Origin of the sequence: Sphingomonas sp. LR55 (genome assembly GCF_036856015.1) — a bacterium.
GTDB lineage: Bacteria > Pseudomonadota > Alphaproteobacteria > Sphingomonadales > Sphingomonadaceae > Sphingomonas.
The window spans coordinates 2,971,496-2,996,751 of record NZ_JASPFO010000001.1 but is presented as its reverse complement, the minus strand read 5'-3'; the positions used below and the strand labels follow the sequence as shown (position 1 = coordinate 2,996,751).

The 25,256-nt window shown below is 63.5% G+C and carries 25 protein-coding genes, 1 tRNA gene and 3 pseudogenes; 15 read left to right on the top strand and 14 right to left on the bottom strand.

Going from position 1 to position 25,256, the window contains the following annotated elements; all coding sequences use genetic code 11:
* Positions 1 to 3 precede the first annotated feature (3 nt).
* From cobT to QP181_RS14335, 7 genes and pseudogenes are all read left to right on the top strand, one after another.
* A pseudogene (gene cobT, locus QP181_RS14365) lies at positions 4 to 1,823 on the top strand (cobaltochelatase subunit CobT).
* Between the two features lie 7 nt (positions 1,824 to 1,830).
* Positions 1,831 to 2,073, top strand: a complete 243-nt coding sequence (locus tag QP181_RS14360) for a ribbon-helix-helix domain-containing protein (RefSeq protein ID WP_333928968.1) — start codon at positions 1,831 to 1,833, stop codon at positions 2,071 to 2,073.
* A gap of 73 nt (positions 2,074 to 2,146) precedes the next feature.
* Positions 2,147 to 4,657 carry a TonB-dependent receptor gene (locus QP181_RS14355; RefSeq protein WP_333928967.1) on the top strand — a complete coding sequence of 837 codons (2,511 nt, stop codon included), beginning with the start codon at positions 2,147 to 2,149 and terminating at the stop codon, positions 4,655 to 4,657.
* Positions 4,658 to 4,661: 4 nt separating this feature from the next.
* The gene (locus QP181_RS14350) at positions 4,662 to 5,408 is read left to right on the top strand and encodes a tetratricopeptide repeat protein (protein WP_333928966.1); all 747 of its coding nucleotides are present in this window, start codon (positions 4,662 to 4,664) and stop codon (positions 5,406 to 5,408) included.
* The gene (locus tag QP181_RS14345; protein ID WP_333928965.1) at positions 5,402 to 6,085 is read left to right on the top strand and encodes a Fe2+-dependent dioxygenase; all 684 of its coding nucleotides are present in this window, start codon (positions 5,402 to 5,404) and stop codon (positions 6,083 to 6,085) included. The genes QP181_RS14350 and QP181_RS14345 overlap by 7 nt, the downstream gene beginning before the upstream one ends.
* Before the next feature lie 76 nt (positions 6,086 to 6,161).
* Positions 6,162 to 6,464, top strand: a pseudogene (locus QP181_RS14340) (PepSY domain-containing protein); the annotation flags it as partial.
* 52 nt (positions 6,465 to 6,516) lie between these two features.
* Positions 6,517 to 7,269: a PepSY-associated TM helix domain-containing protein gene (locus QP181_RS14335; RefSeq protein ID WP_333928964.1), complete on the top strand. Its 753-nt coding sequence runs from the start codon at positions 6,517 to 6,519 to the stop codon at positions 7,267 to 7,269.
* A gap of 158 nt (positions 7,270 to 7,427) precedes the next feature.
* Here the strand turns inward: QP181_RS14335 and QP181_RS14330 are convergent.
* Positions 7,428 to 12,043: pseudogene (locus QP181_RS14330) on the bottom strand (NAD-glutamate dehydrogenase).
* A gap of 76 nt (positions 12,044 to 12,119) precedes the next feature.
* Positions 12,120 to 13,259: a PAS domain-containing protein gene (locus QP181_RS14325; RefSeq protein ID WP_333928963.1), complete on the bottom strand. Its 1,140-nt coding sequence runs from the start codon at positions 13,257 to 13,259 to the stop codon at positions 12,120 to 12,122.
* Positions 13,260 to 13,393: 134 nt separating this feature from the next.
* Here QP181_RS14325 and QP181_RS14320 point away from each other — a divergent pair.
* Positions 13,394 to 13,469, top strand: a tRNA-Thr gene (locus tag QP181_RS14320).
* Positions 13,470 to 13,595: 126 nt separating this feature from the next.
* Here QP181_RS14320 and QP181_RS20060 read toward each other — a convergent pair.
* From QP181_RS20060 to QP181_RS14310, 3 genes are all read right to left on the bottom strand, one after another.
* Entirely contained in the window at positions 13,596 to 14,057 is a 462-nt protein-coding gene (locus QP181_RS20060; protein WP_443027598.1) for a hypothetical protein, read from the bottom strand.
* An 86-nt stretch (positions 14,058 to 14,143) separates the two neighbouring features.
* Complete coding sequence (locus tag QP181_RS14315) at positions 14,144 to 14,398, bottom strand: hypothetical protein (RefSeq protein WP_333928962.1); 255 nt, start codon at positions 14,396 to 14,398, stop codon at positions 14,144 to 14,146.
* A 72-nt stretch (positions 14,399 to 14,470) separates the two neighbouring features.
* Entirely contained in the window at positions 14,471 to 15,628 is a 1,158-nt protein-coding gene (locus QP181_RS14310) for a site-specific integrase (RefSeq protein WP_333928961.1), read from the bottom strand.
* Positions 15,629 to 16,088: 460 nt separating this feature from the next.
* Between QP181_RS14310 and QP181_RS14305 the strand changes: the two genes are divergently transcribed.
* Positions 16,089 to 16,220, top strand: coding sequence for a hypothetical protein (locus QP181_RS14305; RefSeq protein ID WP_333928960.1), 132 nt, complete (start codon positions 16,089 to 16,091; stop codon positions 16,218 to 16,220).
* Between the two features lie 434 nt (positions 16,221 to 16,654).
* Here the strand turns inward: QP181_RS14305 and QP181_RS14300 are convergent, their stop codons facing one another.
* Positions 16,655 to 16,873, bottom strand: a complete 219-nt coding sequence (locus QP181_RS14300) for a hypothetical protein (RefSeq protein ID WP_333928959.1) — start codon at positions 16,871 to 16,873, stop codon at positions 16,655 to 16,657.
* Between QP181_RS14300 and QP181_RS14295 the strand changes: the two genes are divergently transcribed.
* Complete coding sequence (locus QP181_RS14295; RefSeq protein ID WP_333928958.1) at positions 16,865 to 17,503, top strand: DinB/UmuC family translesion DNA polymerase; 639 nt, start codon at positions 16,865 to 16,867, stop codon at positions 17,501 to 17,503. The two genes, QP181_RS14300 and QP181_RS14295, sit on opposite strands and share 9 nt — an antisense overlap.
* A gap of 85 nt (positions 17,504 to 17,588) precedes the next feature.
* Here QP181_RS14295 and QP181_RS14290 read toward each other — a convergent pair whose 3' ends face one another.
* Positions 17,589 to 17,789 (bottom strand): hypothetical protein, encoded by a 201-nt coding sequence (locus QP181_RS14290; protein WP_333928956.1) that lies wholly within the window; start codon positions 17,787 to 17,789, stop codon positions 17,589 to 17,591.
* A gap of 457 nt (positions 17,790 to 18,246) precedes the next feature.
* A complete protein-coding gene (locus QP181_RS14285) occupies positions 18,247 to 18,651 on the bottom strand; it encodes a GNAT family N-acetyltransferase (protein WP_333928955.1) in 405 nt (134 codons plus the stop codon).
* Between the two features lie 1,044 nt (positions 18,652 to 19,695).
* Here QP181_RS14285 and QP181_RS20055 point away from each other — a divergent pair.
* Complete coding sequence (locus QP181_RS20055) at positions 19,696 to 19,788, top strand: DUF4113 domain-containing protein (RefSeq protein ID WP_443027542.1); 93 nt, start codon at positions 19,696 to 19,698, stop codon at positions 19,786 to 19,788.
* A 17-nt stretch (positions 19,789 to 19,805) separates the two neighbouring features.
* On the opposite strand, the gene QP181_RS14280 is transcribed toward QP181_RS20055, so the two are convergent.
* Positions 19,806 to 20,039: a hypothetical protein gene (locus QP181_RS14280; protein ID WP_333928954.1), complete on the bottom strand. Its 234-nt coding sequence runs from the start codon at positions 20,037 to 20,039 to the stop codon at positions 19,806 to 19,808.
* Positions 20,039 to 20,341, bottom strand: coding sequence for a hypothetical protein (locus tag QP181_RS14275; protein WP_333928953.1), 303 nt, complete (start codon positions 20,339 to 20,341; stop codon positions 20,039 to 20,041). The genes QP181_RS14280 and QP181_RS14275 overlap by 1 nt, the downstream gene beginning before the upstream one ends.
* A gap of 194 nt (positions 20,342 to 20,535) precedes the next feature.
* Here QP181_RS14275 and QP181_RS14270 point away from each other — a divergent pair, with 194 nt between their 5' ends.
* On the top strand, positions 20,536 to 21,087 hold the full coding sequence (locus QP181_RS14270) for an ion channel (protein WP_333928952.1): 552 nt from the start codon (positions 20,536 to 20,538) through the stop codon (positions 21,085 to 21,087).
* 63 nt (positions 21,088 to 21,150) lie between these two features.
* Positions 21,151 to 21,495, top strand: a complete 345-nt coding sequence (locus QP181_RS14265; RefSeq protein ID WP_333928951.1) for a hypothetical protein — start codon at positions 21,151 to 21,153, stop codon at positions 21,493 to 21,495.
* A 20-nt stretch (positions 21,496 to 21,515) separates the two neighbouring features.
* Here QP181_RS14265 and QP181_RS14260 read toward each other — a convergent pair whose 3' ends face one another.
* The 3 genes from QP181_RS14260 to QP181_RS20050 all read right to left on the bottom strand — a co-directional run bounded on the left by QP181_RS14260 (position 21,516) and on the right by QP181_RS20050 (position 23,661).
* Positions 21,516 to 22,175: an SOS response-associated peptidase family protein gene (locus tag QP181_RS14260; RefSeq protein ID WP_333928950.1), complete on the bottom strand. Its 660-nt coding sequence runs from the start codon at positions 22,173 to 22,175 to the stop codon at positions 21,516 to 21,518.
* Complete coding sequence (locus QP181_RS14255) at positions 22,175 to 22,306, bottom strand: hypothetical protein (protein WP_333928949.1); 132 nt, start codon at positions 22,304 to 22,306, stop codon at positions 22,175 to 22,177. The genes QP181_RS14260 and QP181_RS14255 overlap by 1 nt, the downstream gene beginning before the upstream one ends.
* A 1,112-nt stretch (positions 22,307 to 23,418) precedes the next feature.
* Positions 23,419 to 23,661, bottom strand: coding sequence for a DUF6894 family protein (locus QP181_RS20050; protein WP_443027597.1), 243 nt, complete (start codon positions 23,659 to 23,661; stop codon positions 23,419 to 23,421).
* Positions 23,662 to 23,863: 202 nt separating this feature from the next.
* Between QP181_RS20050 and QP181_RS14250 the strand changes: the two genes are divergently transcribed.
* Positions 23,864 to 24,052, top strand: coding sequence for a hypothetical protein (locus tag QP181_RS14250; RefSeq protein ID WP_333928948.1), 189 nt, complete (start codon positions 23,864 to 23,866; stop codon positions 24,050 to 24,052).
* A 37-nt stretch (positions 24,053 to 24,089) separates the two neighbouring features.
* Here the strand turns inward: QP181_RS14250 and QP181_RS14245 are convergent, their stop codons facing one another.
* Positions 24,090 to 24,650 (bottom strand): hypothetical protein, encoded by a 561-nt coding sequence (locus QP181_RS14245; protein ID WP_333928947.1) that lies wholly within the window; start codon positions 24,648 to 24,650, stop codon positions 24,090 to 24,092.
* Positions 24,651 to 24,915: 265 nt separating this feature from the next.
* Here QP181_RS14245 and QP181_RS14240 point away from each other — a divergent pair, with 265 nt between their 5' ends.
* Positions 24,916 to 25,185 carry a putative periplasmic lipoprotein gene (locus tag QP181_RS14240; protein WP_056063201.1) on the top strand — a complete coding sequence of 90 codons (270 nt, stop codon included), beginning with the start codon at positions 24,916 to 24,918 and terminating at the stop codon, positions 25,183 to 25,185.
* Positions 25,186 to 25,256 lie beyond the last annotated feature (71 nt).

Below are 25,256 nucleotides of genomic sequence, written 5' to 3'. Positions count from 1 at the left end.
CCTTTGGCCAACGAAACCCCTCTCGATCGTTTCAAGGCGGTTCTTGCCGGCACCGCGCGTGCGATTTCGGAGGAGCCGGAGGTCGAACTCGCCTTCACCGCGGACGCGCCGACCCAGAGCGGCAAGCACATCAAGGTGCCGATGCCCGCGCGTGCCCTGCCGCTCGAGCAGGTCGCCGAGGCGCGTGGGTTCGCGGACGGTTTCGCGCTGCGATTGAAGCATCACGACATCGCGCTGCACAACCGTGCGGCGCCGGTCGAGGCGGTTGCGCGCGCCGTGTTTGATTCGGTCGAAACCGCACGGGTCGAGGCGCTTGGGTCGCGCGGTTATGCGGGGATTACGGAGAACCTTGAACGGGCGCTCGACGTTCGTTTGCGTGCAGACCCCATCACGCGCGCGCAACCGTGACGAGGTGCCGCTGTCGACCGCGCTCGGCCTGATGGTCCGCGAGCGGCTGACCGGGCAGGAATCGCCTGCGATCGCCGCACCCGGTCTCGCGCTGGTGCGCGAGTGGATCGAGAGCAAGACCGATCTTGATGCACTGGCCTATGCGCTCGACGACCAGAAGGCGTTCCAGGGCCTTGCGCGAAAAATGTTGCAGGAACTGGAGCTGGTCGAAGGCGATCAGGTCCCCGAGGAAAGCGACGAGGGCGGCTCCGAGGACGAAGGCACCGACGAGCAGCAGCAGGACGAGGGCGACGAAGGCGACGACCAGGGCGAGGATGGCCAGGGCGAAGTCGAGGCGCGCGGCGAGCAGGCCGAGCAGCAGAACGAGGAAAGCGACGGCCAGGAGCAGAGCGACGAGTCGATGGACGACATCGACGGCGAGCCCGGCGACGACGGCGAGGAAGGCATGCAGCCGGTCCGCCCGAACCGCCCCTTCGCGGACATGGGCGGCGCGTTCGACTACAAGCCGTGGACGACTCAGTTCGACGAGGTGATCGCCGCCACCGAACTGTGCGACGCCGACGAACTGGCGCGGCTGCGCGGCTATCTCGACCAGCAGCTCGTGCACCTGCAGTCGACCGTGTCGAAGCTCGCAAACCGGCTCCAGCGGCGGTTGATGGCACAGCAGTCGCGGTCATGGGATTTCGATCAGGAGGAGGGCATCCTCGACGCGGCGCGCCTCGCGCGTGATCGTCAACCCGACTTTGTCGCTCAGCTACAAGGCCGAGCGGGAGACCGACTTCCGCGACACCGTCGTGACGTTGTTGATCGACAATTCGGGATCGATGCGCGGTCGTCCGATCTCGATCGCGGCGATCAGCGCGGACATCCTCGCGCGCACGCTGGAGCGCTGCGGTGTGAAGACCGAGATTCTCGGGTTCACGACTCGCGCGTGGAAGGGAGGGCAGAGCCGCGAGACGTGGCTCGCCGCCGGGCGGCCGCCGCAGCCGGGGCGCCTCAACGACATCCGCCATATCGTCTACAAGCGTGCGGACGAGCCGTGGCGGCGCGCGCGCAACTCGCTGGGCCTCATGATGCGCGAGGGGTTGCTGAAGGAGAATATCGACGGCGAGGCGCTGATGTGGGCGCACGCGCGGCTGGTCGCGCGGCCCGAGGAACGTCGTATCCTGATGGTGATCAGCGACGGCGCGCCGGTCGACGATTCGACGCTCAGCGTGAACTCGGGATCGTATCTCGAGCGGCATCTGCGCCAGGTGATAGGCTGGATCGAGAGCAAGTCGCCGGTCGAACTGGTCGCGATCGGCATCGGTCACGACGTCACCCGCTATTACGCGCGGGCCGTGACGATCATGGATGTCGAACAGCTTGGCGGCACGATCATCGAACAGCTGGCTTCGCTGTTCGACACCGAGTGACCGACCAGTGATCGAAGCGCCCGCGGGCGGGTTCCACGGGCCCGTCAAGCGCTCGATCACGATCGCCGGCCACCAGACCTCGATCAGCCTCGAACCCGTCTTCTGGCGGGCGCTCGAAGCCGCTGCGACGCGTCTTGCCTTGCCCCTGTCAGCGCTCGTCGCCGAAATCGACGCAATTCGCATCGTTGCGGATAATCCGCCGAACCTCGCTAGCGCGTTGAGAACATGGCTGTTCGATAATCCAGGTTGAGAACTACTCGCATTAGCGTTGACAGTGCGAACGACTCTCAATAGCGAGCCCCTCAGAACAAAGGGGTTTGTCTATGTCGCTACCTTCGCCGCGTGCATCGTTGCCGCGCTCGTCCTCTGTGCCGGCCTTTCTCGCTTTGTCGTGCGTCGGCGCCTTCGCGACTGCGCCGGCCTATGCCGCAGATGCCGACAAGTCGGCCGCGCCGGTGACCGATGCGCAGCAGCGCGAGGAAATCCTCGTCAACGGCCAGCGCCTGCACGACGAAGGTCCCAAGCAGGTCGCGCCGCTGGTGAACACGCCGCGCTCGGTTATCGTCCTGCCGCAGGAAGTTATCGAGCAGACCGGGTCGAACAGCCTCGCCGATGCGCTGCGCACCGTGCCCGGCATCACCTTCGGCGCAGCGGAGGGCGGCAATCCGATCGGCGACCGCCCGTTCATCCGCGGTTTCGACAGCCAGGGCAGCATCTATGTCGACGGCGTCCGCGATCTCGCCGCGCAGACGCGTGAAGTGTTCGCGGTCGATTCGGTCCAGATCGTCCGCGGCTCGGATTCGACGCTCGGCGGGCGCGGCTCGGCTGGCGGCACGATCAACATCCTGTCGCGGCTGCCGCAGCTCGACAATTTCGGATCGCTCAGTGCCAGCTACGGCGAGGCGGATTACAAGCGCATCACCGGCGACGTGAACCTCAAGGTCTCCGATACCGCCGCGTTCCGGATCGAGGGGATGTGGCACGACCAGGACGTCGCCGGCCGCGATGCGATCTGGCAGAAGCGCTGGGGCATCGCGCCATCGTTCGCGGTCGGGCTCGGCACGCCGACCCGGCTGACCGCCAGCTTCTATCACATGGAGAGCAGCGAACTGCCCGACAGCGGCATTCCGTATCTCTATACGATCGCCAACCATCCTGGCACCGGCAACGTCACGACGCAGCCTGCGCTCGGCACTGTGACGACCGCCAGCGGCCAGACCGGCTACGTCTCGCGGAAGAACTTCTACGGGCTGGCCGCGCGCGATTTCCGCGATGCGACCACCAACCAGGCAACGCTCCGCGTCGAGCATGATTTCGGCGGCATCACGCTGCGCAACACCGCGCGCTACACGCACAGCGACCAGAGCTATATCTTCACGCTGCCCGACGACAGCCAGGGCAATGTCTATGGTACGACCGCCACGACGACCAGCGGGGTCAATGCGGTCACCGGCGGTACCAAGGTAACGGGCGGCGGCTATGTCTGGACGCGCGGCAACACGCGCTACGGCTATAGCGAGAGCATCGTCGACCAGACCGATCTGTACGGCAAGTTCAACACCGGCGGCATCGAACACAGCTTCTCGCTCGGCACCGAAATCTCGTGGGAGAAGACGCGGCGCGGTACGTTCGTGTCGGCCAACGGCTCGACGATCAGCCCGCGCTGCGACACGGTCACGATCGCGCGCTCCTATTGCGTGAGCCTGTTCGACCCGAACCCGTATGCGCCGTGGGTCAATTACACGAGCGACACGTCGACCACCGCGACACCGATCGTGAAAGGCGCGACCTCGACCGAGACGCAGAACGACGCGAATACCAAGGCGGTCTACGCATTCGATTCGATCACGCTCATGCCGTCGCTGATCCTGAATCTGGGCGCGCGTTACGACCGGTTCGAATCCACCATCACGCTGCCGGGCGCGACCCAGACCAAGGTCAAGCGCGTCGACAATCTGTTCAACTGGCAGGCCGGCCTGGTGTTCAAGCCGACGTCGGAAACGAGCCTGTATGCCAGCTATGCGACCGCCGCGACGCCGCCCAACAGCCTGCTCGGCGAAGGCCGCGAGGATAATTCGATCACCGTCGCGACGCTCAGCCTGCTGAAGCCGCAAAAAACCAAGTCGTACGAGGTCGGCGCCAAGGCCAGTCTGTTCGGCGAGAAGCTCCAACTCGGTGCGGCGGTATTCCAGACCGAAATCTCGAACGCGCGCGTGCTTGATGACACCAACACCGCGTCGTTCATCGGCGAGACGCGGATTCGCGGCTTCGAATTCAACGTCAGCGGGACGATCCTGCCCGGCTGGACGGTGTTCGGCGGCTTCACGCATCTCGATCCTAAGATCATCGATGGCGGTTTCACGACGCTGACCGCCGCGGCGATTACGACGACTGCAAACGGCGTTACCACGGTGATCCAGCCAGCCCGGACGATCGGCGTCGTGTCGGTCAACACCGGCAAGCAGGTTCCGCAGACTGCGAAGAACAGCTTCACCGCGACGACCAACGTCAACGTGACCAAGCGGCTTCAGATCGGTGGCACCGCGCTGTACATGGACGAGCAGATTGGCGGCTATGCGGACAACCGCACTGCGACGCAGAATGCTGCGGGGGTGGTCACGGTCAACGCTGCGACCAAGGTGCTGACGCGCAGCATTCCCGATTACTGGCGCTTCGATGCGCGCGCGAGCTACAAGCTGACCGACAATGTCGACCTCAGCGTCAACGCGCAGAACGTGACCAACAAGACCTATTTCTCGCAGACCTTCACCAGCCACTATGCCGCGATCGCCGCGGGCCGGACGATCTTCGGTACGGTAAACCTGCGGTTCTGAGGCCATGACGGCGATCGATACCCTCACGCCCGCCGCCATCGCCGCGCGCCTCTCCGGAAGTCCGGAGGAGCGCGCGGCGTTCGTGCGCGAGGCGGCGGATGCGGGCGTGGCGGAGGCGCAGGCGGTGTACGGGCAGATGCTTCTCGACGGCACCGCCGTCGCTGCCGACCGACAAGCGGCGCTCGGGTGGTTCACGAAGGCCGCGGCGCAGCATCACGTGATGGCGCTCAACATGGTCGGGCGTTGCTACGATCTCGGCTGGGGCACGCGCGTCGACAAGGCGCGCGCGGCCGAATGCTACCGGATCGCGGTGGAGCGCGGGCTCGACTGGGCGATGTATAATTATGCGACGTTGCTTGCGCTGGGCGAGGGCGTTGCCGAGGACAAGCCGGCTGCGCTGGCGTTGCTGGAGAAGGTCGCTGCGATGGACTCGGGGCTCGCCAGTGCGAAGGCGATCAACTTCGTCGGCAGTTTCGCGGAAGACGGTTGGGCTTGCGAGCGCGGCATGACGCGTGCCGCGGCATGCTATGCGACTGCGGCGGAAGGCGGCGATTTCCGCGGCTGCTTCAATCACGCGCGCATGCTTGGCGCGGCGGGGGAGATCGAAATGGCACTTGGTTGGCTGAGACAGGCGGGCGCACGGGGCAACGCGGCATTCCTCGCCAAGGCCGAGGCGTGGCTGGCGGCGAGCGATATCCCGGCGTTCCGGACGTCCGGCGTGGCGGCATTGCGCGAGGGGGCAGTATGCTGATCGCCATTCCAGACGTGCTCGATCCGACCGAGGTCACGCGCGTCCGAGCGCTGATCGATGCGGCCGAGTGGATCGACGGTAACGCGACCTCGGGTCCGCAATCGGCATTGGCCAAGCGCAACGAGCAACTGCCCGAGGACTCGGCCGCAGCGCGCGAGGCCGGCGGGATTATCCTCGACGCGCTCGGCCGCTCCGCGCTGTTCGTCGCCGCCGCGCTGCCGCTGAAAGTCTTCCCGCCGCTGTTCAACCGCTACGCCGGCGGCCAGGATTTCGGCCTGCACGTCGACAACGCGATCCGGATCAAGCGCGGCTCCGACTTCCGGATCCGCAGCGACTTGTCGGCAACACTGTTCCTGGCCGAACCGGAAACCTATGACGGGGGCGAACTCGTGATCGAGGATCAGTTCGGCCCGCAATCGGTCAAGCTGCCCGCCGGCCATATGGTGGTGTATCCGGCCTCCAGCCTGCACCGCGTCGCGCCGGTCACGCGCGGCGTGCGCGTCGCGTCGTTCTTCTGGCTGCAGTCGATGGTCCGCGACGACGGCGCGCGGCGGATCCTGTTAGATCTCGATCAGGGCGTGCAGGCGGTCGCGGCCGCGCAGGGGCAGGGCGATCCGGCAACGGTGCGGCTGACGGGGGTGTACCATAATCTGCTGCGCCGCTGGGCGGATGTTTGAGCGCACATGACGGAAAGGGGATGGATGGACTTGGCTACGCCCGCCATGCCACGCTCCACGAACGGGGGAATATTCGATGAGTAAACTGGCGATGCGACGGGCCTGGTTTCAGGTCCATAAGTGGATCGGGCTGATCCTCGCGATCCTGATCATCCCGCTGTCGCTGAGCGGCGCGGCGCTGGTGTGGCATGATGCGCTCGACCGGATCGTCGATCCGAGCCGCTATGCGGTATCAGGGACGACAGTGCTCAGCCCGGACGCCTATGTCGCCGCGGCGGCGGCCCGGCTCACACACGGCGAGCGGATCGCGATGCTGACGATGCCCGAGGACGGCGGCCCGGTAGTGATTGCGGCAGCGGCGGCGGGGAGTGCGCCCAAGCGGCCGGGGCCACCGCAGCGGACGATGGTGTATCTCGATCCGCCGACCGCGCGTGCTGGAGGTTTCGCCCTCGAATGGTGGGCTCGTACGGTTCCTCCACGTGCTGCACGGGAGCCTGCAACTCCCCGGCGTCGGACGTTCGATCGTCGGCTGGATCGGCGTGGCGATGATGGTGTCCTGCTTTACCGGGCTGTGGCTGTGGTGGCCGACGATCGGCAAGTGGACGCGCGGGCTGCGGTATCGGCGCCATCGCAACGTCGATACCAACCTGCATCACCTGTTCGGCTTCTGGATCGCGCTGCCGTTGTTCGTGCTGTCGCTGACCGGCGCATGGATCTCGTTTCCGCAGTTCTTCGGGAAGCTCACCGGCGAGGCTTCGCGGCCGAGGGGCGGGCCAGATCGCGGCGCGATGATGCGTGCGAAGCCGCTCGCGAAGCCGGCTCAGCCGCTCGACGTGGCGATCGGCAAGGCGCGGGCGCTGGCAGGTGGCGCACCCTTGCGCAGCGTGGCGTGGCCGACCGATCTCAGCGCGGACTGGACCGTGACGTTCTCGCGCGGGGGGACGCCGGTCGGGGTGAAGATCGCCGACGATACCGGTGGCGCGACCGCGGCGCCGGCGCGGCCTCAGGGCGGTGTGGGGCGGTGGATGCGGCGGATCCACGATGGCACCGACATGGGCGCGTTGTGGCAGGTGATCATCTTTATCGGCGGAATATTGCCGGCGGTGCTGGCGGTGACCGGCGTGATCATGTGGTGGCGCGCCCGGGGCTGGAAGGCGGAACTGGCAGCGCGGCGGGCTGCGTAAACTTTCCCTCGCCCCTCCGGGGAGAGGGAAGGAGGAGCTCTTGCGACGGGAGGGTGAGGGGCTGTTGGGATCAGCATCCCGAGCCTCATGCCCCTCACCCTCCCACACGCAAGCGCGTGCGGGCCCCTCCCTCTCCCCGGTGGGGAGAGGGGGTTTAGTTACCGTCCCAGCAGCACCCGCGCTTGCCCGGCAATCTGTGCCAGCATCGCCGCATTCGGCACCGCCGCATGGCGCGCGCGGTCGATGACCGCTTTGAACTGCGCCACGCGCGTGGCGTTTGCCGTCAGCCACGCCTCGACCGCACCCTGCGGATCCTGCGCCCCACGCCGCGCGAGGAACTCGAGCCGCAACTGCTGGAAATCGCGCGCGAGACCGGCGATCAGCAACCGCTCCCACGGATCGGTAGGGCTGATCCGCGCAGCATTTGCCTGTGCCCAATCGAGCCCGAGCGCCTGCCCAAGATGCGTGAACGCGCGCGTGAGCACGGCCTCGTCGAGCGCCATCCGCTCGCCGAGATCGGCCAGCCCGACCGCGCCGTCCATCTCGAACAGGCGGACGACCTTCCGCACTAGGTCACCCGGCGCGCCGACCGTTTCGAGCTGCCCCGCGATACGGCTGCTCTGCGCGCTCGCCTCTTCGAGGAGCAGCGCCGCGGTCTGGCTGTCGAGCTGCGTGATGCCCTTCGCCAGCCGTGCGAGCACGTCGCCCGGTGCCGTCCCCGGCGCCGATACGCGCAACAGGTCGGCGATCTGCGAGCGCGTTGCGACCGCTACCTCGTCGAACAGCGCGATCCTCGCCGCCTCGGGCATCACCGCGGTCTCGATCTCCGCCCATAGCGCCGGCAGGTCGAACAGGCGCTCGGCGACGACGAACATCGCTGCGATATCGCCCATCGCTGCGCCTTCCTCTTCCGCCAGCTCGAACGGATAGAGAATGCCCAATCGGTTGACGATCCGGTTGGCGAGCTTGGTCGCGACGATCTCGGGCCGCAGCCGGTGCTCGTCGATCGCGGTCGCAAAGCGCTCGCGCATCGCTGCGGGGAAGGCGGCGTGGAGGTCGGGCTTCAGCGCATCGTCCTTGGCGATGTCGCCATGCTCGATCGCATCCTGCAACCCGAGCTTGGCGGTCGCGAGCAGCACGGCGAGCTCGGGACGCGTGAGCCCCAGCCCATCCTGACCACGACGGAGCAGGATATCGTTCGACGCGAGCCCCTCGACCGCACGATCGAGCCGCCCGGCGCCCTCGAAGATCTCGATCACGCGGACATAGCTCGGCATCGCCACCGCGCCGTCCGCCTCGGCAATCGACAGCGCCAGCGTCTGGAGGCGGTTGTCCTCCAGCACTAGATGCGCGACGTCGTCGGTCATGCTAGCGAGCAGCGTGTTGCGGTCCTCGTACTCCAGCCGCCCCTCGATCATCTCGCGGTTGAGCGCGATCTTGATGTTGACCTCGTTATCCGAGCAGTCGACGCCCGCCGAATTGTCGATGAAGTCGGTGTTGATCCGCCCGCCCCGCGCCGAGAAGGCGATACGCGCCGCCTGCGTGACACCCAGGTTCGCGCCTTCTCCGATTGCGATCACGCGCAGATCCTCCGCGTTGACGCGCAGCCGGTCGTTGGCCGGATCGCCGACCGCGACGTTCGCCTCGGACGCGGCCTTCACATAGGTGCCGATGCCGCCGAACCAGAGCAAGTCCGCCGGCGCCTTGAGAATCGCCGAGATCAACGCGCCTGGCTCCATCTCGCTCACCGTCACGCCGAGCGCAGCCTGCACCTGCGGCGACAGCTTCACCACCTTGTCGGTCCGCGCGAACACGCCGCCGCCCTTCGAGATCAAGCTGGCGTCGTAGTCCGCCCAGCTCGACCGCGGCAGCGCGAACATCCGGTTGCGCTCTTCCCAGCTGGTCGCCGGATCGGGATCGGGATCGAGGAAGATGTGGCGGTGATCGAATGCCGCGATGACCTTCAGCGTCTTCGACAACAGCATGCCGTTGCCGAACACGTCACCCGACATGTCGCCGCAGCCGACCACGGTGATGCTCTCGCTCTGCACGTCGAGCCCGCGTTCGGCGAAATGCCGCTGAACGCTGAGCCACGCGCCCTTGGCGGTGATCCCCATCGCCTTGTGGTCGTAGCCGACCGAGCCCCCGGAGGCGAACGCGTCGCCGAGCCAGTATCCCCGTTCGAGCGCCAGCGCGTTCGCCACGTCGCTGAACGTCGCGGTGCCCTTGTCGGCCGCCACGACGAAATACGGGTCCTCGCCGTCGAGGATCGTCACGCCCTCGGGATGGACGACCTTGCCCTCGACGATGTTGTCGGTGATCGACAACAAGGTGCGGATGAAGATCCGATAGCTCTCGGTACCCTCTGCCAGCCACGCGTCGCGGTTAGACGGCGCAGGGAGCTGCTTGGGATAAAGCCACCCTTCGCGCCGGTCGGCACGATGACCGCGTTCTTGACGCGCTGCGCCTTCATAAGCCCCAGGATCTCGGTGCGGAAATCGTCGCGACGATCGGACCAGCGCAGACCGCCACGCGCAACCGGGCCGGCGCGCAGGTGGATGCCCTCGACGCGCGGCGAATAGACCCACACCTCGCGCCAGGGCACAGGGGCGGGGAGGCCGGGGATCAGATGGCTGTCGAGCTTGAACGCGAGCGCCTCCGATGCGGCGGGCGTAAACGCGTTGGTCCGCAACGTCGCCGCGATCAGGTTGCGATAGGCGCGCAGGATACGGTCGTCGTCGATCGCGGTGACCGCGTCGAGCCCGGCTTCGATCGCCTGGTCCGCCTCGATCGCATTGCCGGGATGATCGGGGTGGTGGACCGCGGTGAACCGCGCGATCAGGGCGGCGGCGACCTTCGGCGCACGGCGCAACGCGTCGACCACGGTGGTCAGACCGTACGGAAGCCCCGCTTGGCGCAGGTACCGGAACCACGCGCGGAACAGCACCACGGCCTCGGGGCGCATGCCGAGTTCGACGATCAGCCGGTTGAACGCATCGTTCTCCGCCGCGCCCTCCAGCACCGCCGCGATCGCGCCTTCGAGCACGGGCGCGTCGCTCTGCTGCGCGGCATCGTTCGCCTCCAGCACGAAATCATGCACGAACGGCACGCTGTCGTCGCGCAACCGCGTCGGCAGTTCGCCGATCACGCGGAAGCCGAAATTCTCCAGCACCGGGACTGCGTCGGACAGGGGGAGGGCGCCACCCAGCTTGTAGATCTTGAGCTGCGGATCCGCACCGGCCTCGCCCGGGACGAGGCGCACACCGCGCGCTTCCGGGTCGGCCAGCGCGGCGATCCGCTGGATGTCCTCGGCGGCCTCGGCGGGCGTGCTGAGGTTGCGGTAATTCTGCGGGAACGCCGCCGCCCATTTCAGCGCAAGCCGTGCGGCGCGCGGCGGCGGCAACGTCTCGACAAGAGCCGCCTCGACGTCCGACACCCAGCCGCGCACCATCCGCTGCAACCGGAGCGCGAGCGGCGCGACGTCGGGCATCCGGCCATCGCCGCGCAGGTCGAGCGTATAGCGGATCATCGCGACCTCGCCGTCCTCCAGCGCGATCGACCAGTTGAGCACGCTCGCATTCGCCGCCTCCGCCAGCATGTCGCCGATCGCGACGCGGCGGCTGGTGGTGACGTCGTCGCGCGGCAGCCAGACGAACCCGAACAGGTGTCGGCCAAGTGCCGATTCCACGAGCACAAGCGCCGGCCGCGGCCGATCCGCCAGACTCATCGCGGTCAGCGCCAGATCCTCCAGCGCATCGGGCGCGAACGCGATCACGAGGTCGTGCGGCAGCGCGGTGAACGCGTGCGTCAGCGCCTTGCCGGCATGACCGCGCGGATCGAAGCCGAACTTCGCCTTCATCGCCGCGAGGCGCGTGCGCAACACCGGCACGTCGCGCGGCATCGCAGCCAGCGCGGCGCTGGTCCACAAGCCGCTATAGATCGACAGTCCGGCGACCGTCGCGCCTTCCATTACCGGCACGACGACGAGGTCGAGCGGCACGGCGCGGTGGACGGTCGAAATCAAATTCGACTTGAGTAGCAGCGGTGCATCGTTGCCCGCCTCGAACCACTTGATCGCGAGTGCGCGCGATGCCTCGGCGAGGATCGGTACGCGATGTTCGTTGCGCGCGATCCCCAGCGCGGCATGACCGCTGCCGTCACGGTGCCAGATCTGGTGCCCGAGCAGCGTCAGGTGCCCGCCCAGGAACCACTGCAACAGCGCCGCGCCCTCGCCCTCGGGCAGCTTGGCGATATCGTCGTCGAGCGCCGCCTGCATCGCGCGCCAGTCGGTCACCGCCGCGCGGACGTCGGCCAATACGGCGGTCAGGTCCTCGATCAGCCCGCGACGGTCGCGTGCGTCGGCGCGCTCCATCTCGAGGTAGATCATCGATTCGGGGCGACCCGCGCTCTGGCCGTCCGCGTCGATCGCGTGGAGCGTACCGTCGGGCGTCCGCGTCGTGCGAACCACCGGGTGGATGATCCGATCAACCGCGATGTCCTGCGCGCCGATCGCCGCGGCGATCGAATCGACCAGGAACGGCATGTCGTCGTTGACGATCGCGAGCCGCATCCGCCGCCGCGTGTCGTCCGCGCTGATCGGCTCGATCGCGATCGCCGGCGCGCCGTCGTCGCGGTGCGCGGCAGTCGCCGCGACGAACGCCGCGGCCTGCGCCACCTCGCTCGCCCCGAAGTCCTTGAGTTCGCCCGGAAGGGCCCGTTCGGTCAACCGGCCCGCGAGGGTCTCGGTGAGCGTCTTCAACGATTGGTTCGCCATAGGTCAGGGCCTATGCGCCCCCCGTTCGCCTATCTCAACCCTTGTGGCAGGTGCGAAGAATAATGCTGCATCGCACCTAAGATACGGACCGTTCGGCGGCCGCGATCGACGCGAGATCGCCGTCGAACCCGCCCAGAAAGCTTGCGAACCCGCCCGCCGGCACCTGATGCCGCTGGGCATGCCGCAACACTGCCGCGAACGTTTTCAGCCGCGCCGCCTCGAAAGTCGCGCCGAAGACCAGCGTAACGATCTGCATCATCACGTCGGCCTGGCCTGGCAGGCAGGCGGCCTTGAACAATGTGGCGAAATCGCCGTCGTCGTGCTCGGCCGACACCGCAAGATCATGCGCCCGACCCAGCGTCCGGTGGAGCGCCGCCCGACTACGCGCTTCGGCAGCCCGGACCTGCGCCGCACTCTCGCGCGCCATCGCCAGTTGCTCGCCAAGTGGACCAGCCACCACATACTCGTCCGGCAACGGATCATCGAGTACCAGCGTCTCCACGGGCGCCGGCTCGGCAGGCATGACATCGAACCCACCACTCGGACCATCGGCCCAGACCTGCGCGGCGGCCCCCGCGACGCGGGAATTGCCCTGAACCGCCGCATCGAGCTCCGCCGAAAGCGCCGCCTGCAGATCGGCGTCGGCGAGTTCCTTCCAGTTGATCACGCCGTAGATGAAATCGATCGTCACCCCACCCGACGCGAACGGCATGAGAATCCCGCGATACAGCGTCGTCCGCCCCCGGCTGCTGACGAATTCCGCTTCGAAACCGATCGGCGCGCGATTGGCGATGATCTGCAGATAATGATCCGTCAGCCGCGACAGCAGCGAGCGGCTCGGCACGTCGGCGATCGTCGCGATCGGCCCTTCCAGCCCGCATTCCTCGCGCAGCGCGCGGCCGAGATACGCGATCTTGGGGTCGCCCATGCCATGGCTGAAATCGAGCAGCACGCTGTGCGGGCCGAAATCGGTGATCGTCTCGGGCTCGAGGTTCGCGATCGACGGATAGGGGCGTCCGTCGAGCAGCGACACCCAGTGATTATACGCGCGGACATGCATGCGCCGCTCGTCGCCACCGAGATCGAACATGATGTCGTTGACGCCCGCATCGGTCGAACCCCCAGCATCCGCCATCGTCCGATCCGACGGTCCTGCGAACGCCAGTATATCTGCGCCCGCTGCGCGTCCGTGCTCTACGCTGCGTGCCGTCGTCATGCCCAAAGATCCCCGTATCGTCGCCATGCTTGTGCACCGCGCTTGGTAAACACCGGGTAAACTCGCAAACCGCTTGTCAGCCCGCAAAACCGCTGGTAGTTGCCGCCACCTCGACCGGATACGTCCGTCGTCGGGCCGCTTTAGCTCAGCTGGTAGAGCATCGCATTCGTAATGCGGGGGTCACAGGTTCGAGTCCTGTAAGCGGCACCATCTACTTTATGGCACTTCCACAAGGGAACAGCGGCGGCTTAGGCTGAACGGTCTTTCCGATGGGTAGCCGTTTGGGTCCTGCTTGGGGCGCTTTGGGTAGGGACTGGGCTCGATCCCGAATACTGGTTACTGGGCACCCCCGCCGCCAAGGGCGTTCGCTATCGTTCCCAAGGGCACCGCGAGAGCCTGATAACAAGAGATTGCCGCGAAGTACGCGATTCCCAGTGCAGCCATGACAACGCATACGAATTGAATCGTGGACGAGCGCTGTCGATTTCGTTCGGCGCGTTGGGTCACACTTTGAACTGGCTTTTCCCGCGTCAGACTACGCCGGGACGCCGACGGACGGCTCTTCAGCACGGGTTCGTTCACGAGGGCGGCTATGTTAACGGGATCCTGCGTCTGCACGCCGAAGCGGCTTCCACCCTTCCAAACTACTCTGCCGATGATCACCAGTGTCCCACGTCGAATGTCGACGTAAGTGCCGATGGCCGGCGGGTTCGTGCAAGAAATGAGCAAGCCCTTGTTAGACACGTCATGAATGCACCCGTCTGACCACTTACCGCTTATATTCAAGCGACATAGCACGGAGAGCTCTTTTAAATGCAGCAACAGTTATCTAGCCCACCGTCTGGTTGATCATGATCGGTATCTTAACGCGAGCGGAGTTCTAATCAGGGTATGCGCTTCTTCAGATCGCTTCCGCCCCCGCCCGACGACTTCCCGATCGCGATCGGCTCACCGTTGAGCATCACGCGATAGAGCCCGGACTTGCCGATGAGGGTTCGGGGCGGATCGGTGAAGCCGCCGGGTATGTGCGCCCATCGGACATCCCATTGCGCGAGGGTGAAGCCGCCGATCAGAACTTCGGCGTCACTGGCTAAGTAAGTCATTTCAAATATCCTCGATGAGCCGTCAAAGGCGGCCAAAAAAATAATGAATGCGAGAATATCCCCTCCGCCCACCGACCGAAGTCAGTGAACGGAGGGGGAGAAAGTTGATCAAGCCGGTTGAGCCTGCTTGGCGGCGCCCGCCTCGACCGCGGCGATGAGCGTGTCCTGACTAAGATGGGCATAGCGGCTAGACGAAGCCACATTGGCGTGTCCAAGCACCTTGCCGACCGCGAACAGATCGACGCCGGAGTTGACCATGAAGCTGGCGGCGCTGTGGCGTAGATCATGAACCCGCAGCCCCGGCAGCGAAGCGGTGTCACGAGCGGTCTGCCATCCGTGCTTGATCGTCGTCAGGTGCTTCCTCGGGTCCTTCTGGCTGGGGAACAGGAACACCGCGCCGGTCGCCTTCGGCAGGTGCTCGATGATGTCCACCGCCGCCCGGGCCAAGGGCACATGTCGAGACCGCCCCGTCTTCGAGGTCGGCACGTGCAGTGTGCGCCGCTCAACGTCCACGTGCTCCCAGCGGGTCGACAGCAGTTCCGACACCCGCATTCCGGTCAGCAGCAGCAGACCGACCACAGCCGCGAGTTGCGGATTGCGGGACTTCTCGGCGGCTGCGAGGAGGCGAGTAGCTTCGGCGGACGTCAGATACCGTTCGCGGGCGTTGTTGAGTGGCTTGCTCTGGACGCCCCGGACCGGGTTCCGTTCGCATCCGGGAACACCCCATCTCGCGCCCAACTCGAACGATCTGCCGAAGATCGCCTTGATCTTGACGACGGTTGCGGGCGCCAACCCTTCCGCCCTCTTGTCCGCCAGCCAGTGAGCGACCGCACGGCCGTCGATTTCGGTCAAACGCATCTTGCCCCACTTCGGCAGAATGTGCAGCCGCATGTAACCCTCGGTCGTGTCGTACGAGCGCTGGTGAAGCTTGGCGTCCGCGAGGTGCTGCGCGGCGAGCTCGGAGTACACCGGAACCGCCTTAGCCTCCGCCTTCCGCGCGCTGGGGTCACCGCCCATCACGACCTCGGATCGAAGCTTCTGCGCGGCTTTCTTCGCGGCGGCAAATGTAATATCCTCGAAACGTCCTATCTTGAACTGCTTTTGTCGGCCGGCTTGGTCAAAGCGAATGTAATAGCTTTTACCTCCACTAGATCTACATTCCAGTACAAAGCCAGTAACTGTATCATCATAGTAGTCCGTCTTGCGTTTTCCTGGCTCGCATTGGGCGAGCAGCGCTGAAGAATTTGTCAGTGTTAACTTGGGCATGAACTGAATCCTTTGTGTTGGTGCGTCGGCGGGGAGCGGCTGAAGGCCTCGGCACGCTGGGTGGGGTTGAGGGCTACGGGCCGGCGGGTCGGCGCCGTGAGCTTAGGCAAATCACGTTCTGATAAAGGCTGGACGTGGACGGGCTGCGTGGTCGGACCGCCCCGAACGTGGTTGCGCACGGGCATCGGATCGAGACGCATGAGACCGGACACAAACCTTCAGCCAGCCGGGAACGAAGCCCGGGGGTGGAACCGGGACAACGCGAAACATTCCAAGTGGTTGGCGAACGCCGGGCCGGTGGTGGGGGGAGGGGCGGCGGCGCGGGGGATTTCTGATACACCCCGACGCCCGGTCGACCTGTCCCAGGGGTTTTCAGAATTGCTACCCCTCCCCCACCTACTCAGTCAAATTTTGACCTATGACCTTCCGATTTCGCCGGGGGCGGCAGGTCCAAAGCTCGATGGTACTCGTGACCGGAACCGGTCGGGTGGCGCGCGAGTCTGCCGCCGCTCTGAAAGAGCCGATGATCGCATTGCATCTGCCGCGGGGGAACGTGCCGGCTGAAATCGTGGCGGCGGCGATGGAGAACTGACGCGGGCGGCTTGTGCACTGACCCCGGTCGTGTGCGAGCCGTGTTCGTTAAACCCGATTGGCTTGTTCCAGGAACGCGACAGAGCAGGTTCTGCGAAGTTGCCCCCGCCGCCTGCGGCTGGCGTTCCCAGCCTATTAAAAAGGGGGGCGTGAGGGTAAGGCCTCGTGAGAGCTCACCTGTTCATGATCGTCCGTGGCCGAGCGGGCGAATGCCGTGATCCGTGGAAGGGCAACCATCAGACGGCCTGTAGCATCAGTGGCTAGTCCGGCTGGCATCGGCCACCGCGTTTAGGCAGCCCGCAAGCACCTCCCATTGTCGATACTCATCAGACTGCCCCGGTGAAGTCTTCTGCATACCCGCTGCCACGATCTCGCAAGCACCCATTTGCCCGTAGTCGGCCATCAACGCGAATGCCTGTTCCCATACGTCCTGCATTACGCGGACAGCCAATCGGACTCGGCATCGTCCACCGCGGCGAACATGTCGCCTTCAGCCTGCATGGCGCTGAGATGCTTACGCACGGCTTCAGGGTTTCCGTTGCGCGGGAAACGGCGGTCGGCGACGTATGGGGTGTCGGTGGTGCGACCGTACGCAAGCTGACCGACTTGGGAATCCATACCGCCGGGGCTCTGCGCGAGATGCCGATGAAACAAGCGCGTGCTGTCGGCACTGTCGTGCTCGAGCGGCTGGTGGCGGAGCTTCGCGGCGTGCCGTCAAACGCGGTTGAGGCGGTCGAACCGCGGCGTAAGGGCATGGCTGTAACCCGGTCGTTTGGAACGCCGATCTGCGACTTCGAGCGGATGATGGGCGCGTTGTCGCAATACGCGCTGCGGGCCGGCGAGAAGTTGCGAGCGCATGGGTTGGTCGCTGCCCGCCGCCTCACGACATTCTTTCACACGAACAAGCACAAGCCGGACCGTCCGCAATACGGCGCCTCGCGGATGGTGACGCTGCATCCGATGACGAACGATAGCCTCGAACTGATCGCGGCGGCAAGACGCGGCGCGGAGAAGGCATGGCGTGACGGTTACGCCTACACGAAGGCCGGCATCATGCTCGACGATCTGCTTCCTGAAAGTGAGCGGCCGCGTACGCTATTCGAAGAGGATACGACGAAGCGGGACCGGCTGATGGGGGCGCTCGACGCGATCAATGGCAGGTTCGGCACGTGGACGGCCGTGACGGCGTCGCAGGGGTTCAAGCGCGAATGGAAGATGCGGTCTGAGATGCGGTCGCCGGCATGGACTACGGACATAGCGCAGGTGCCGACGGTCCGCGCATAAGCAGGTTTGCTGTCTCGAACGAACGGTTAGTTTCCGGATTTATTGGACATCGAAAGGGCGTCAGCGGCTATCGCGACCGCGGAACTCAACGCCAAATGTCTGACACGACAAACGCGTGATCGTTCGTTTCCGCGAGGCTCCAGGCCCGATCAGCAAACCGCTCCGCTTCGATGTAGCGCTCCTCTTTCTCGACTGGACTAGTAGCAGAAACTGATGCTGCGTGCGCCACACTTTCTGCCATAAGTAGTTGATCAATCATTTGTTTTTCGGCTGCGATGGATGGCATGACATTTCCAATACGATGACAAATGGTCAGATCACATCAGTAACGTTTCAAGGTAACATTTGGACTACGGAGAATGCAGTTCCGGCTTACTTATTATAATGTTCATGACGTCGCCGGGCATCGATTATCTGGAGCGAGTAAATGACGCGATTTGACGTATCGACGACACATACAGGGTTTGACCGTAACAACAGCGTCGTCCCACTTCGGGATCGACCCGATTTGTTCTCCTTGCCGCCCCAGCTGCCATCGGCAACACCGTACAGAGAGCTTCGCCAATCCAAGACGGCGAACGCTCGGCATCCCGCCCGCGGCATCTGAGGTGTCACACGGAGCGGGCGGGATGTTTCATGAGATTTTAATCGTGCCGTCGTATCTAGCGATCGAGGCCCTGCTTCCAGTGTCGAGTACCCTCAGCGCCCCGCTCAGTTCAGTCACACGGACATGCGGGGCGCATTCACCTGCTCCGCTCGTCCGTCGCCTTTGGTACGGCCGACGTTGCCGGCCACATGTCTTGGTGAAAGAACAGCTCGGCTTCGTTAAACGGTAGCAAGCCTAAGACATGTCCCGCTGGCGTCCAACCGGCCTGCCGAAGAAACGAGACGCCAGGGGCATTTTGCGCTGCGATCGAGATGAACACTCTGCCGCTCAATACAGTATTTAGCGCACCCATTAGCGCCTGCGCGATACCCCGACGGCGGTGCGCATCGTCAACCACTAGCTTATTTACATAGTCCTTGCCGATGCAGCCGCCCTGCTGCCAAGCGACGTAGCCAACAACGACGTCATTTGTTTCAGCGACGAGCATTCGTCGCTCGACAATCTCCGCGATCCGGTCGCCAGGGAACGAGTCGAAGGCCATTATCGGAGATAAATCATATGGCTCCGCGATTCGAGTAGTAATCATTGTCGCTCCTTGGAATGGATTGACGCCTTACCGCACTATGTCAAAATACATGCAAGACGCAGACGACTCGATTTCGCGGCTTGAAGCCTCTTTAGACTCACTTTCACAAGACAGTGTAGCCGGCCAGTGCAAGGAAGCTCGTAATGACGGTTCGATCCTTCAAATCCGCCAGCCCAGGATGGACGGGCAAGGAGCAGAGAACTGCTGCCCGCATTTTAGTCGATTGGGAGGCATCGGTCGCTACTGACGAAGCTAGTTCGTGTGTGGTAAAGATCACGGATTGCACCAATCGCGGTTGCCGTATCGAGACCAATCTAGCCGCTACCGTCGGCACCTTTATTCGCATAGCGATACCGAAGTTCACAGACGTAGAGGGTTGGGTCGCGTGGAGTAGCCCATCGGCCATTGGCGTCGACTTTGCGCATCCTCTGCCAAGCAAGGTCCTCGAGTATATTATCGAGAGGAACGATCCGTTTTGAACCATATTCGACCTACCGTTCGAGCCAGGACTGATCGGCAAACTGGTTTCCAATAAAGCCACCGTTTCGTTTATTTAAACCAATCCGGGTTATTGTGGCGCAGAGACACAGATCTCGAGTATGCGTATGGGGAGCATGCCGCGCCCCACTCGGATCCGCGCACACCGGGTGGGGCGTACATTTCCTTACGTTACCTGATCAGGACGCCTCTTGGGGGGGGCTTTAACCGGTCTTCATTATCCGATCATTGGCTAGCGATCCCACGATGACTGAACGCGAGGTCTGGTTACGAGCGGCCCAAATCGTTCAAGCCCATGGGCATTCCGCCCCGAAGGCGGTGCTCAATTCTCTCGGTGACGCCCTGTCCAGTCCGAAAGGCTGCGATGATTGGCAACGTGTTGCCCTTGCGGTTGATATGATCTTATTTGCTCGCCCGCAGTAATCAGGCGTTGGTCTCCGAATACGGGGAAGCGGGACAGGCTGATGGACCACCCGCCGCGATCGCTGGCAAGCGCGGGACGTGGACCGCGGTGACGGCGTCGCAGGGGTTAGGCGCGAGTGGAAGATGCATTCAGAGACGCGGTCGCCGGCGTGGACGACCGACATCTCTTAAGTACCGTCGGTGCGTGCTTAGCTCACGCCTTGCTTGCGCGCGCCGATGATCATTGCCCGAGCAATCTGGCGAACCGCATCATCATCATCTTTGGTTTCGTCTGTTGCCGGGTCGCCGAGATGGTCGAGGCTTTGCTCCATGAAGTCGAGCAGGCCGGCGTGGCGTGCCTCAACAAATTCCATGAGCTTGAACAGCAAATGCTCGGTGGCGATCTCGCGCTGTCGCGTCTGTGTGGTGGTGTCGTTAGCCATTATTTTATCGCCTGCTCAGAAGCGTCAAACTCGGCGAACGCCTCTTTCACTTCGCTGGCAGTAGCGTCATCAGCCACCTCAACGGTTACGACCACCTTGCCGTTCAGTTCCGCGTCGTCGCGAGCTTCCGGGCTTGGTTCGCCGGCCTTATTGTCTGAACCGTCTTCGGCAATGCCAGCGGTGTTGTCATCTCCATCTACCGTGACAACGACCTTCGCACGATTGATCTCAAATTGCTGGACCAGCCGCTCAACAGTCATATCCGCTTCACGCCTGGTATCGAATTTTGCAGTCAGTTTCATAATGCCACCTTCAAGCCGGCATGGCTTGAATGGACAACTTCTCAGGCCGAATGTGGTGCCATGCTGCTTGCCGTTCATACCGCAGAACGGCTTTGGCGCGCGAAGGACGTCCGCGACACTGATGGATCAAAGGCGCGAACGACGTTAGCTTTCATCTTAGCCGTCCGAGGGCGGTCGATTAACAGGGTGGGGCCATGAAGAAACTCGCATCGCTAATGGGCCGCTCGTTTCTGCTCGTCGCGGTAATCTACTTCCTCACCGTCACTACATCAGGTCTCATTTTCGAGATTGCAGAGGGTAAGTATGACGCGGTGGACTCCTTCTGGTGGGCATTCACCACGGCGACCACGACGGGCTATGGCGATATCTACCCCGTCACAAAGACCGGTCGGGCCGTAGCGCTCTTCCTCATGCATTTCGGTCCGGGTTTCGCCTTCCCGATGATGACGGCAATCATGTCGGCCAAGCTGATCGTGGATAGTAACGCATTCACTCACGGTGAGCAGGAGCAGTTGAAGGAAGACATCACAGCGATCCGGGGAATGATGACGCCGACCAGAGACGGGAGCTTTGCCGCGGCAGCCCGACTTGAGGCTGACATGCGGCGCTACCTGCACGATAAGGAGCCGACCCGTCGCGCCCAGTGCCTGGATGAGTTCCGGCAGCGGATGGCCCTGACGCCCTGGGCGGAAGCTGGACAACGGTCAAACAGCGATAGAGGAGATGAATTATCCGACGGGAGATGACACGTAACGGGACCTGGACGACAGACACCCGCGTCAAAATATCTACCTGAGAAGCGAGTTCGCATGCCCCACGCTAGCAATATCATTTACTGCGACGGACCTGAGAGCCCGCATGCGTTCGACGTCGTACCTCTCCAGCCGCGCAACGGCAGCCTCGACGCCATGTGCCCGGTCTGCAAGGGGCGCGGGCAGTGGAATACCGAGATCGATCTCGTCAGCTTTCGGTGCAAGCGAACGGCATGCGATCGGTGCCACGGGGCGGGCTGGGTGGAAACGGGAACCGATCCGATCGGCTTACCCGATATTGAAGTTTCGCCGGAAGGGTATCCCCGTTGGACGATCCGCTTCGAACCCAGCGACACGGAGATGGAGATTGATCCGGCTCAGCCCGGTTTGACGAAAACGTGAGACCTCCTGCCTGACCATCTTTAAATCAGCAGAGGGGTCGTCGTGCGTGTCGGAAACACTGGCCCCCGCACCGTCATCCGGTCCGCTGGATAGGGCCGCTGCAGCGCCAGCACGTCGTCATAACTTCCGGTCAGCCACCGCTCGTGATCACTAGCCTGCAGGATCGTGATCATCGCCTTGGGGTGTATCGGCGCCACCAGTTCGTTCGCGTCGCAGGTGACCATTGCGAAGTAGCGCCCATCGCCGACCTGTCGCCAGAAGCCCGCGATCGCGAACACGGGTTGGTCGGTCACCCCGAACCACATCTCCCCCTTGATCGGCTTCTTGCCGTCGCCGAGGTCGGTGGGCTCGCGCGCCCATTCACAAAACTCGGTCAGCGGGATCAGGCAGCGGTTGGCCGGATCAGTGACCAGCGACCGCCATTGCGGGAGATGCAGCGTGCGCACGTTGGTCTGCGCAACTTTGCGGCCGGCCTGTTTCGCCTGCCCCGCCAGGACGTCCCATTCCATAACGTCGAGCCCGCGGCGGTCACCTTCGTTCCGCACGACATACGCCCGACCGAACGGGCGCAGTTCCTTCGGATCGAACCGATTGTCCATCGGCTTATCGGCAAGCCATTCTGCACCGAAACGTTCGGTGATGGTTTCCGGTTCGCCGTCGAACCTTGCTCGATTGCACATTACAGGTTCACCCGACCGACAAGCGCGCCGATCGCGATCACGGAGACAATGATCGCCCAGCCCTCCCAGGTTCGGGGAGACCAGCCGATGCCCACGACCTTGGGCTGAAACCATTCGCGGGGGTGGTTCATGACGGCTCCATATGATGGGCGTTCCTCAATCATGGGAACAGGCGCTCGCTCTCGAAAGTCAGGTAAAATCTCTCTTGCTCACGGCAACGCCCCAGTTCGATGCCGCCCGGTTCGCCGACGTGCTGGTCACACTCCAGATCTTTCCAGCATACTCGCCCGTCGCCTTCCACCGCCCCGGTTCAATTTCCTGGACGTACACTTCTATGCGTAGCCCATGGACCGACACCTGCCGCTTCATGAATCGCTCCCACCTCCGCCGGATTTGATCATTCGGCCACGGGTAGCCTCCAGATTGCCGATTGTCTCCGGTCACGTACTTCGAAACCGCCCCTGACGATGCCGTCGGTAACGACTCGACCTGACAAGGGAGAGAGGGCGAGCCGGCCAGTCACTTTCCGGGCACCTGGCTGAACGGAAACGCAAAAGCATGCGTGAGGTTCGCTGGTAAACGGCTCGCTCCTGGCGGAATCCAAGGACGAGCCGACCAGGGTATGTTGGGGTTACACTGGCCGGATAGATACGCGCCTACGAGCGGGTTCGCTTCACGTAGTAAGGAACGCACAATCATACCGGGCCTGCGTGGAGCACTGGCGCGCCGTCGTTCAGTTAAAAAAACGGCCCGCCCAAAGGTCACAAAGAGCGAGCCGGCCGGAACGTGCATTTGGGAGGATCCATCCCGGCGATCCAGATACGAACTCACAAGAGCTACGGTTTCACCATAATAACGGCCCGCCTCAAGCGCCCGTGTAAACGCGAGGCGGGCCGGCTGGTTCGGCTGGAGTAATCCGCACCAGCCATGAGCAAACCGACGAAGCGCACAAACGCCCCATCCTCGGACAAAAGAAACATGACAAGCCACCGCGGCCAGCGATCGGCGCTAAACGCCCGTCCGACAAACTAGCCCCGCCAAGACCGGACCACAGCATTAGGTTGTCGCAACGGTCTGATCTATGTTCCCACAATGAAGCCCAGCAAAGTTCAGCCGTACCTGGAACGTACCTTAGGTCGACCTCTGACGGTGGATGAGTTGGCCGCGATGACCGCCGCACGCGCAGCGAGCTTGGACGGGGGCAACGCGGTGCAGGCGATGCGCGCCGCAGTCCACGCCGCAGTCAGCGATCGGTTACGAGCACTAAATCCTTGAACCAGGCAGTATGCATCGTTGCGCCCCGACCGTTTAGGATTTGAATAGAGGTGGCGAAGCAAAGCTTACCGGATAAAATTTCAGCTGCCATAATTTCTCGGGCACCTGCAGTGGCCACCCGAATGGCGTCGTTTAGGTCCACTGCCAAGAACCCTTCATCGTCGGCTATCCGGGAACCCGGCTCGTTCAGATATAGGAAATATCGTTGCATCTCGTCCGTATGAGGAATCGAGCCGCCGACGTCCTGAACCGGTGATAGGATAAGCAGGAATAACACCGGTCAACCCAAGCGTCTGAATAGCCCTCCATCGATCCGAAATGCACTCCCATCGGGCGTCGGAACGCAGCCGTTGACGAGCGGACTAGGACGACGCAGTTTCGCGAGGCCCGGTCCTCGGGCAGGAGAATACCAGATGCGTAAACTGCTGTTCGCTGCCGCTTCGCTATCCCTGCTCGTCGGGGCGCCCTCGATGGCTGCGCCGTGCAAGGACGCTAAGGGGCGCTTCACCAAATGCCCGAAGGCGCCGGTCAAGACGGTTCGGTGCAAGAGCGCGAACGGTAAGTTCGCGAAGTGCGGCACGGCTGGCGCCAAGCCAGTCTGAACAAACCGGCGCGGGCATTTCGACCCGCGCCGTTCGATTACTTCTTGATGGTGACCGGCGCCGCTACCGGGACAACGGCGGCGGGAGCTACGACCATCGGCGCGGCTGTCCCAGAGAATGCAACCGACACATCCTCGTCGATGAAAGCGGTGACAGGCGTACCCAGCGGTATGTTCGCGCTGGTTCCAGTCATGAAGAACCCTGCGATTGGGATGATAACAAGCGACCCGACAACGGCCGCGGTTCCCGTAGTGCCCTTGTCGTCCAGTTGCCCGGACATCCGGATCTGTCGACCGTTTGCACGAACGTAGAGCACACGACCGTTGATACGGCCCGACTTGCCCCACATGCCCTTGTTACGGACCTCAGTGACTTCGCCGGTCGCGGGACTGCCAGCCGGTATCACCACGTTGCCGTCGATCATCACGTTCTCAGCCGTCTCAAGCTGGAAACGCTGCCCGACCTTCAGTTTCTTGCCCAGCGTGGTCAGCGGTTCGCTCATTTTAAGCGGAACCGAGGTGCCCGCGCGTAACGTACCAGAGGCCGTCGCTGCGGTCGTCACCGGCGCTGTCTGCGCCTGAACCGCAGGCGTGGCCATGGTAAGGGCGCCCGCGAACGCGCTAACTGTAAATTTCATTAAATAACCCCTCCTGATTCGGCCTCCCCAGGCCGATAATCTAACCGAAGTCTTTCTAATCTAAGGGGTCAATCAAAACTCGAACCGATTTGATACTTTGTATTTAAACGACACATTCGCCACGAATATAGATCAAGTATGCCCGCACCGCGGAGCGCGACGGAACAAATCACCCCGCACAGAATTTTAGTCTGCCTAGTTCAGAACGAACGACAGGGGATCGAAAATGAAGAAGGCATTCGTTATCGCAATGGCAGCCGGGCTTGTCTCGCTGTCGGCATGCAACTCCAGCCCACGCGAGCAGGCAGCCGATAACATCGAGTCCAACACTGAGGCTGTCGCAGATAACCTGGAAGACGCTGCGGACAACGTGAGCAACGACGCGGCCGAAGCGCGCCTCGAGAACAAGGCGGATGCCGTCCGTGCAACCGGTCAGAACCAAGCTGACGATATGCGGACGAACGATCCCGACACTAACCTGTCGAACGGTATCTAGTTTCACGAGACAGAACGAGCCGCTCCCAAGCACAGCTCGAACTGGAAGGGCGCCTAGGGAAACTTAGGTGC

Bases quoted from the DNA above. Each gene is read 5' to 3' on its own strand.
- QP181_RS14290 (WP_333928956.1), bottom strand. From the start codon at position 17,789: ATGCCATCCATCGCAGCCGAAAAACAAATGATTGATCAACTACTTATG.
- QP181_RS14265 (WP_333928951.1), top strand. From the start codon at position 21,151: ATGCCCCACGCTAGCAATATCATTTACTGCGACGGACCTGAGAGCCCG.
- QP181_RS14285 (WP_333928955.1), bottom strand. From the start codon at position 18,651: ATGGCCTTCGACTCGTTCCCTGGCGACCGGATCGCGGAGATTGTCGAG.
- QP181_RS14260 (WP_333928950.1), bottom strand. From the start codon at position 22,175: ATGTGCAATCGAGCAAGGTTCGACGGCGAACCGGAAACCATCACCGAA.
- QP181_RS14270 (WP_333928952.1), top strand. From the start codon at position 20,536: ATGAAGAAACTCGCATCGCTAATGGGCCGCTCGTTTCTGCTCGTCGCG.
- QP181_RS14345 (WP_333928965.1), top strand. From the start codon at position 5,402: ATGCTGATCGCCATTCCAGACGTGCTCGATCCGACCGAGGTCACGCGC.
- QP181_RS14295 (WP_333928958.1), top strand. From the start codon at position 16,865: ATGAAACAAGCGCGTGCTGTCGGCACTGTCGTGCTCGAGCGGCTGGTG.
- QP181_RS14355 (WP_333928967.1), top strand. From the start codon at position 2,147: ATGTCGCTACCTTCGCCGCGTGCATCGTTGCCGCGCTCGTCCTCTGTG.
- QP181_RS14350 (WP_333928966.1), top strand. From the start codon at position 4,662: ATGACGGCGATCGATACCCTCACGCCCGCCGCCATCGCCGCGCGCCTC.
- QP181_RS14250 (WP_333928948.1), top strand. From the start codon at position 23,864: ATGCGTAAACTGCTGTTCGCTGCCGCTTCGCTATCCCTGCTCGTCGGG.
- QP181_RS14310 (WP_333928961.1), bottom strand. From the start codon at position 15,628: ATGCCCAAGTTAACACTGACAAATTCTTCAGCGCTGCTCGCCCAATGC.
- QP181_RS20050 (WP_443027597.1), bottom strand. From the start codon at position 23,661: ATGCAACGATATTTCCTATATCTGAACGAGCCGGGTTCCCGGATAGCC.
- QP181_RS14255 (WP_333928949.1), bottom strand. From the start codon at position 22,306: ATGAACCACCCCCGCGAATGGTTTCAGCCCAAGGTCGTGGGCATCGGC.
- QP181_RS14280 (WP_333928954.1), bottom strand. From the start codon at position 20,039: ATGGCTAACGACACCACCACACAGACGCGACAGCGCGAGATCGCCACC.
- QP181_RS14275 (WP_333928953.1), bottom strand. From the start codon at position 20,341: ATGAAACTGACTGCAAAATTCGATACCAGGCGTGAAGCGGATATGACT.
- QP181_RS14305 (WP_333928960.1), top strand. From the start codon at position 16,089: ATGGTACTCGTGACCGGAACCGGTCGGGTGGCGCGCGAGTCTGCCGCC.
- QP181_RS14325 (WP_333928963.1), bottom strand. From the start codon at position 13,259: ATGACGACGGCACGCAGCGTAGAGCACGGACGCGCAGCGGGCGCAGAT.
- QP181_RS14245 (WP_333928947.1), bottom strand. From the start codon at position 24,650: ATGGCCACGCCTGCGGTTCAGGCGCAGACAGCGCCGGTGACGACCGCA.
- QP181_RS14240 (WP_056063201.1), top strand. From the start codon at position 24,916: ATGAAGAAGGCATTCGTTATCGCAATGGCAGCCGGGCTTGTCTCGCTG.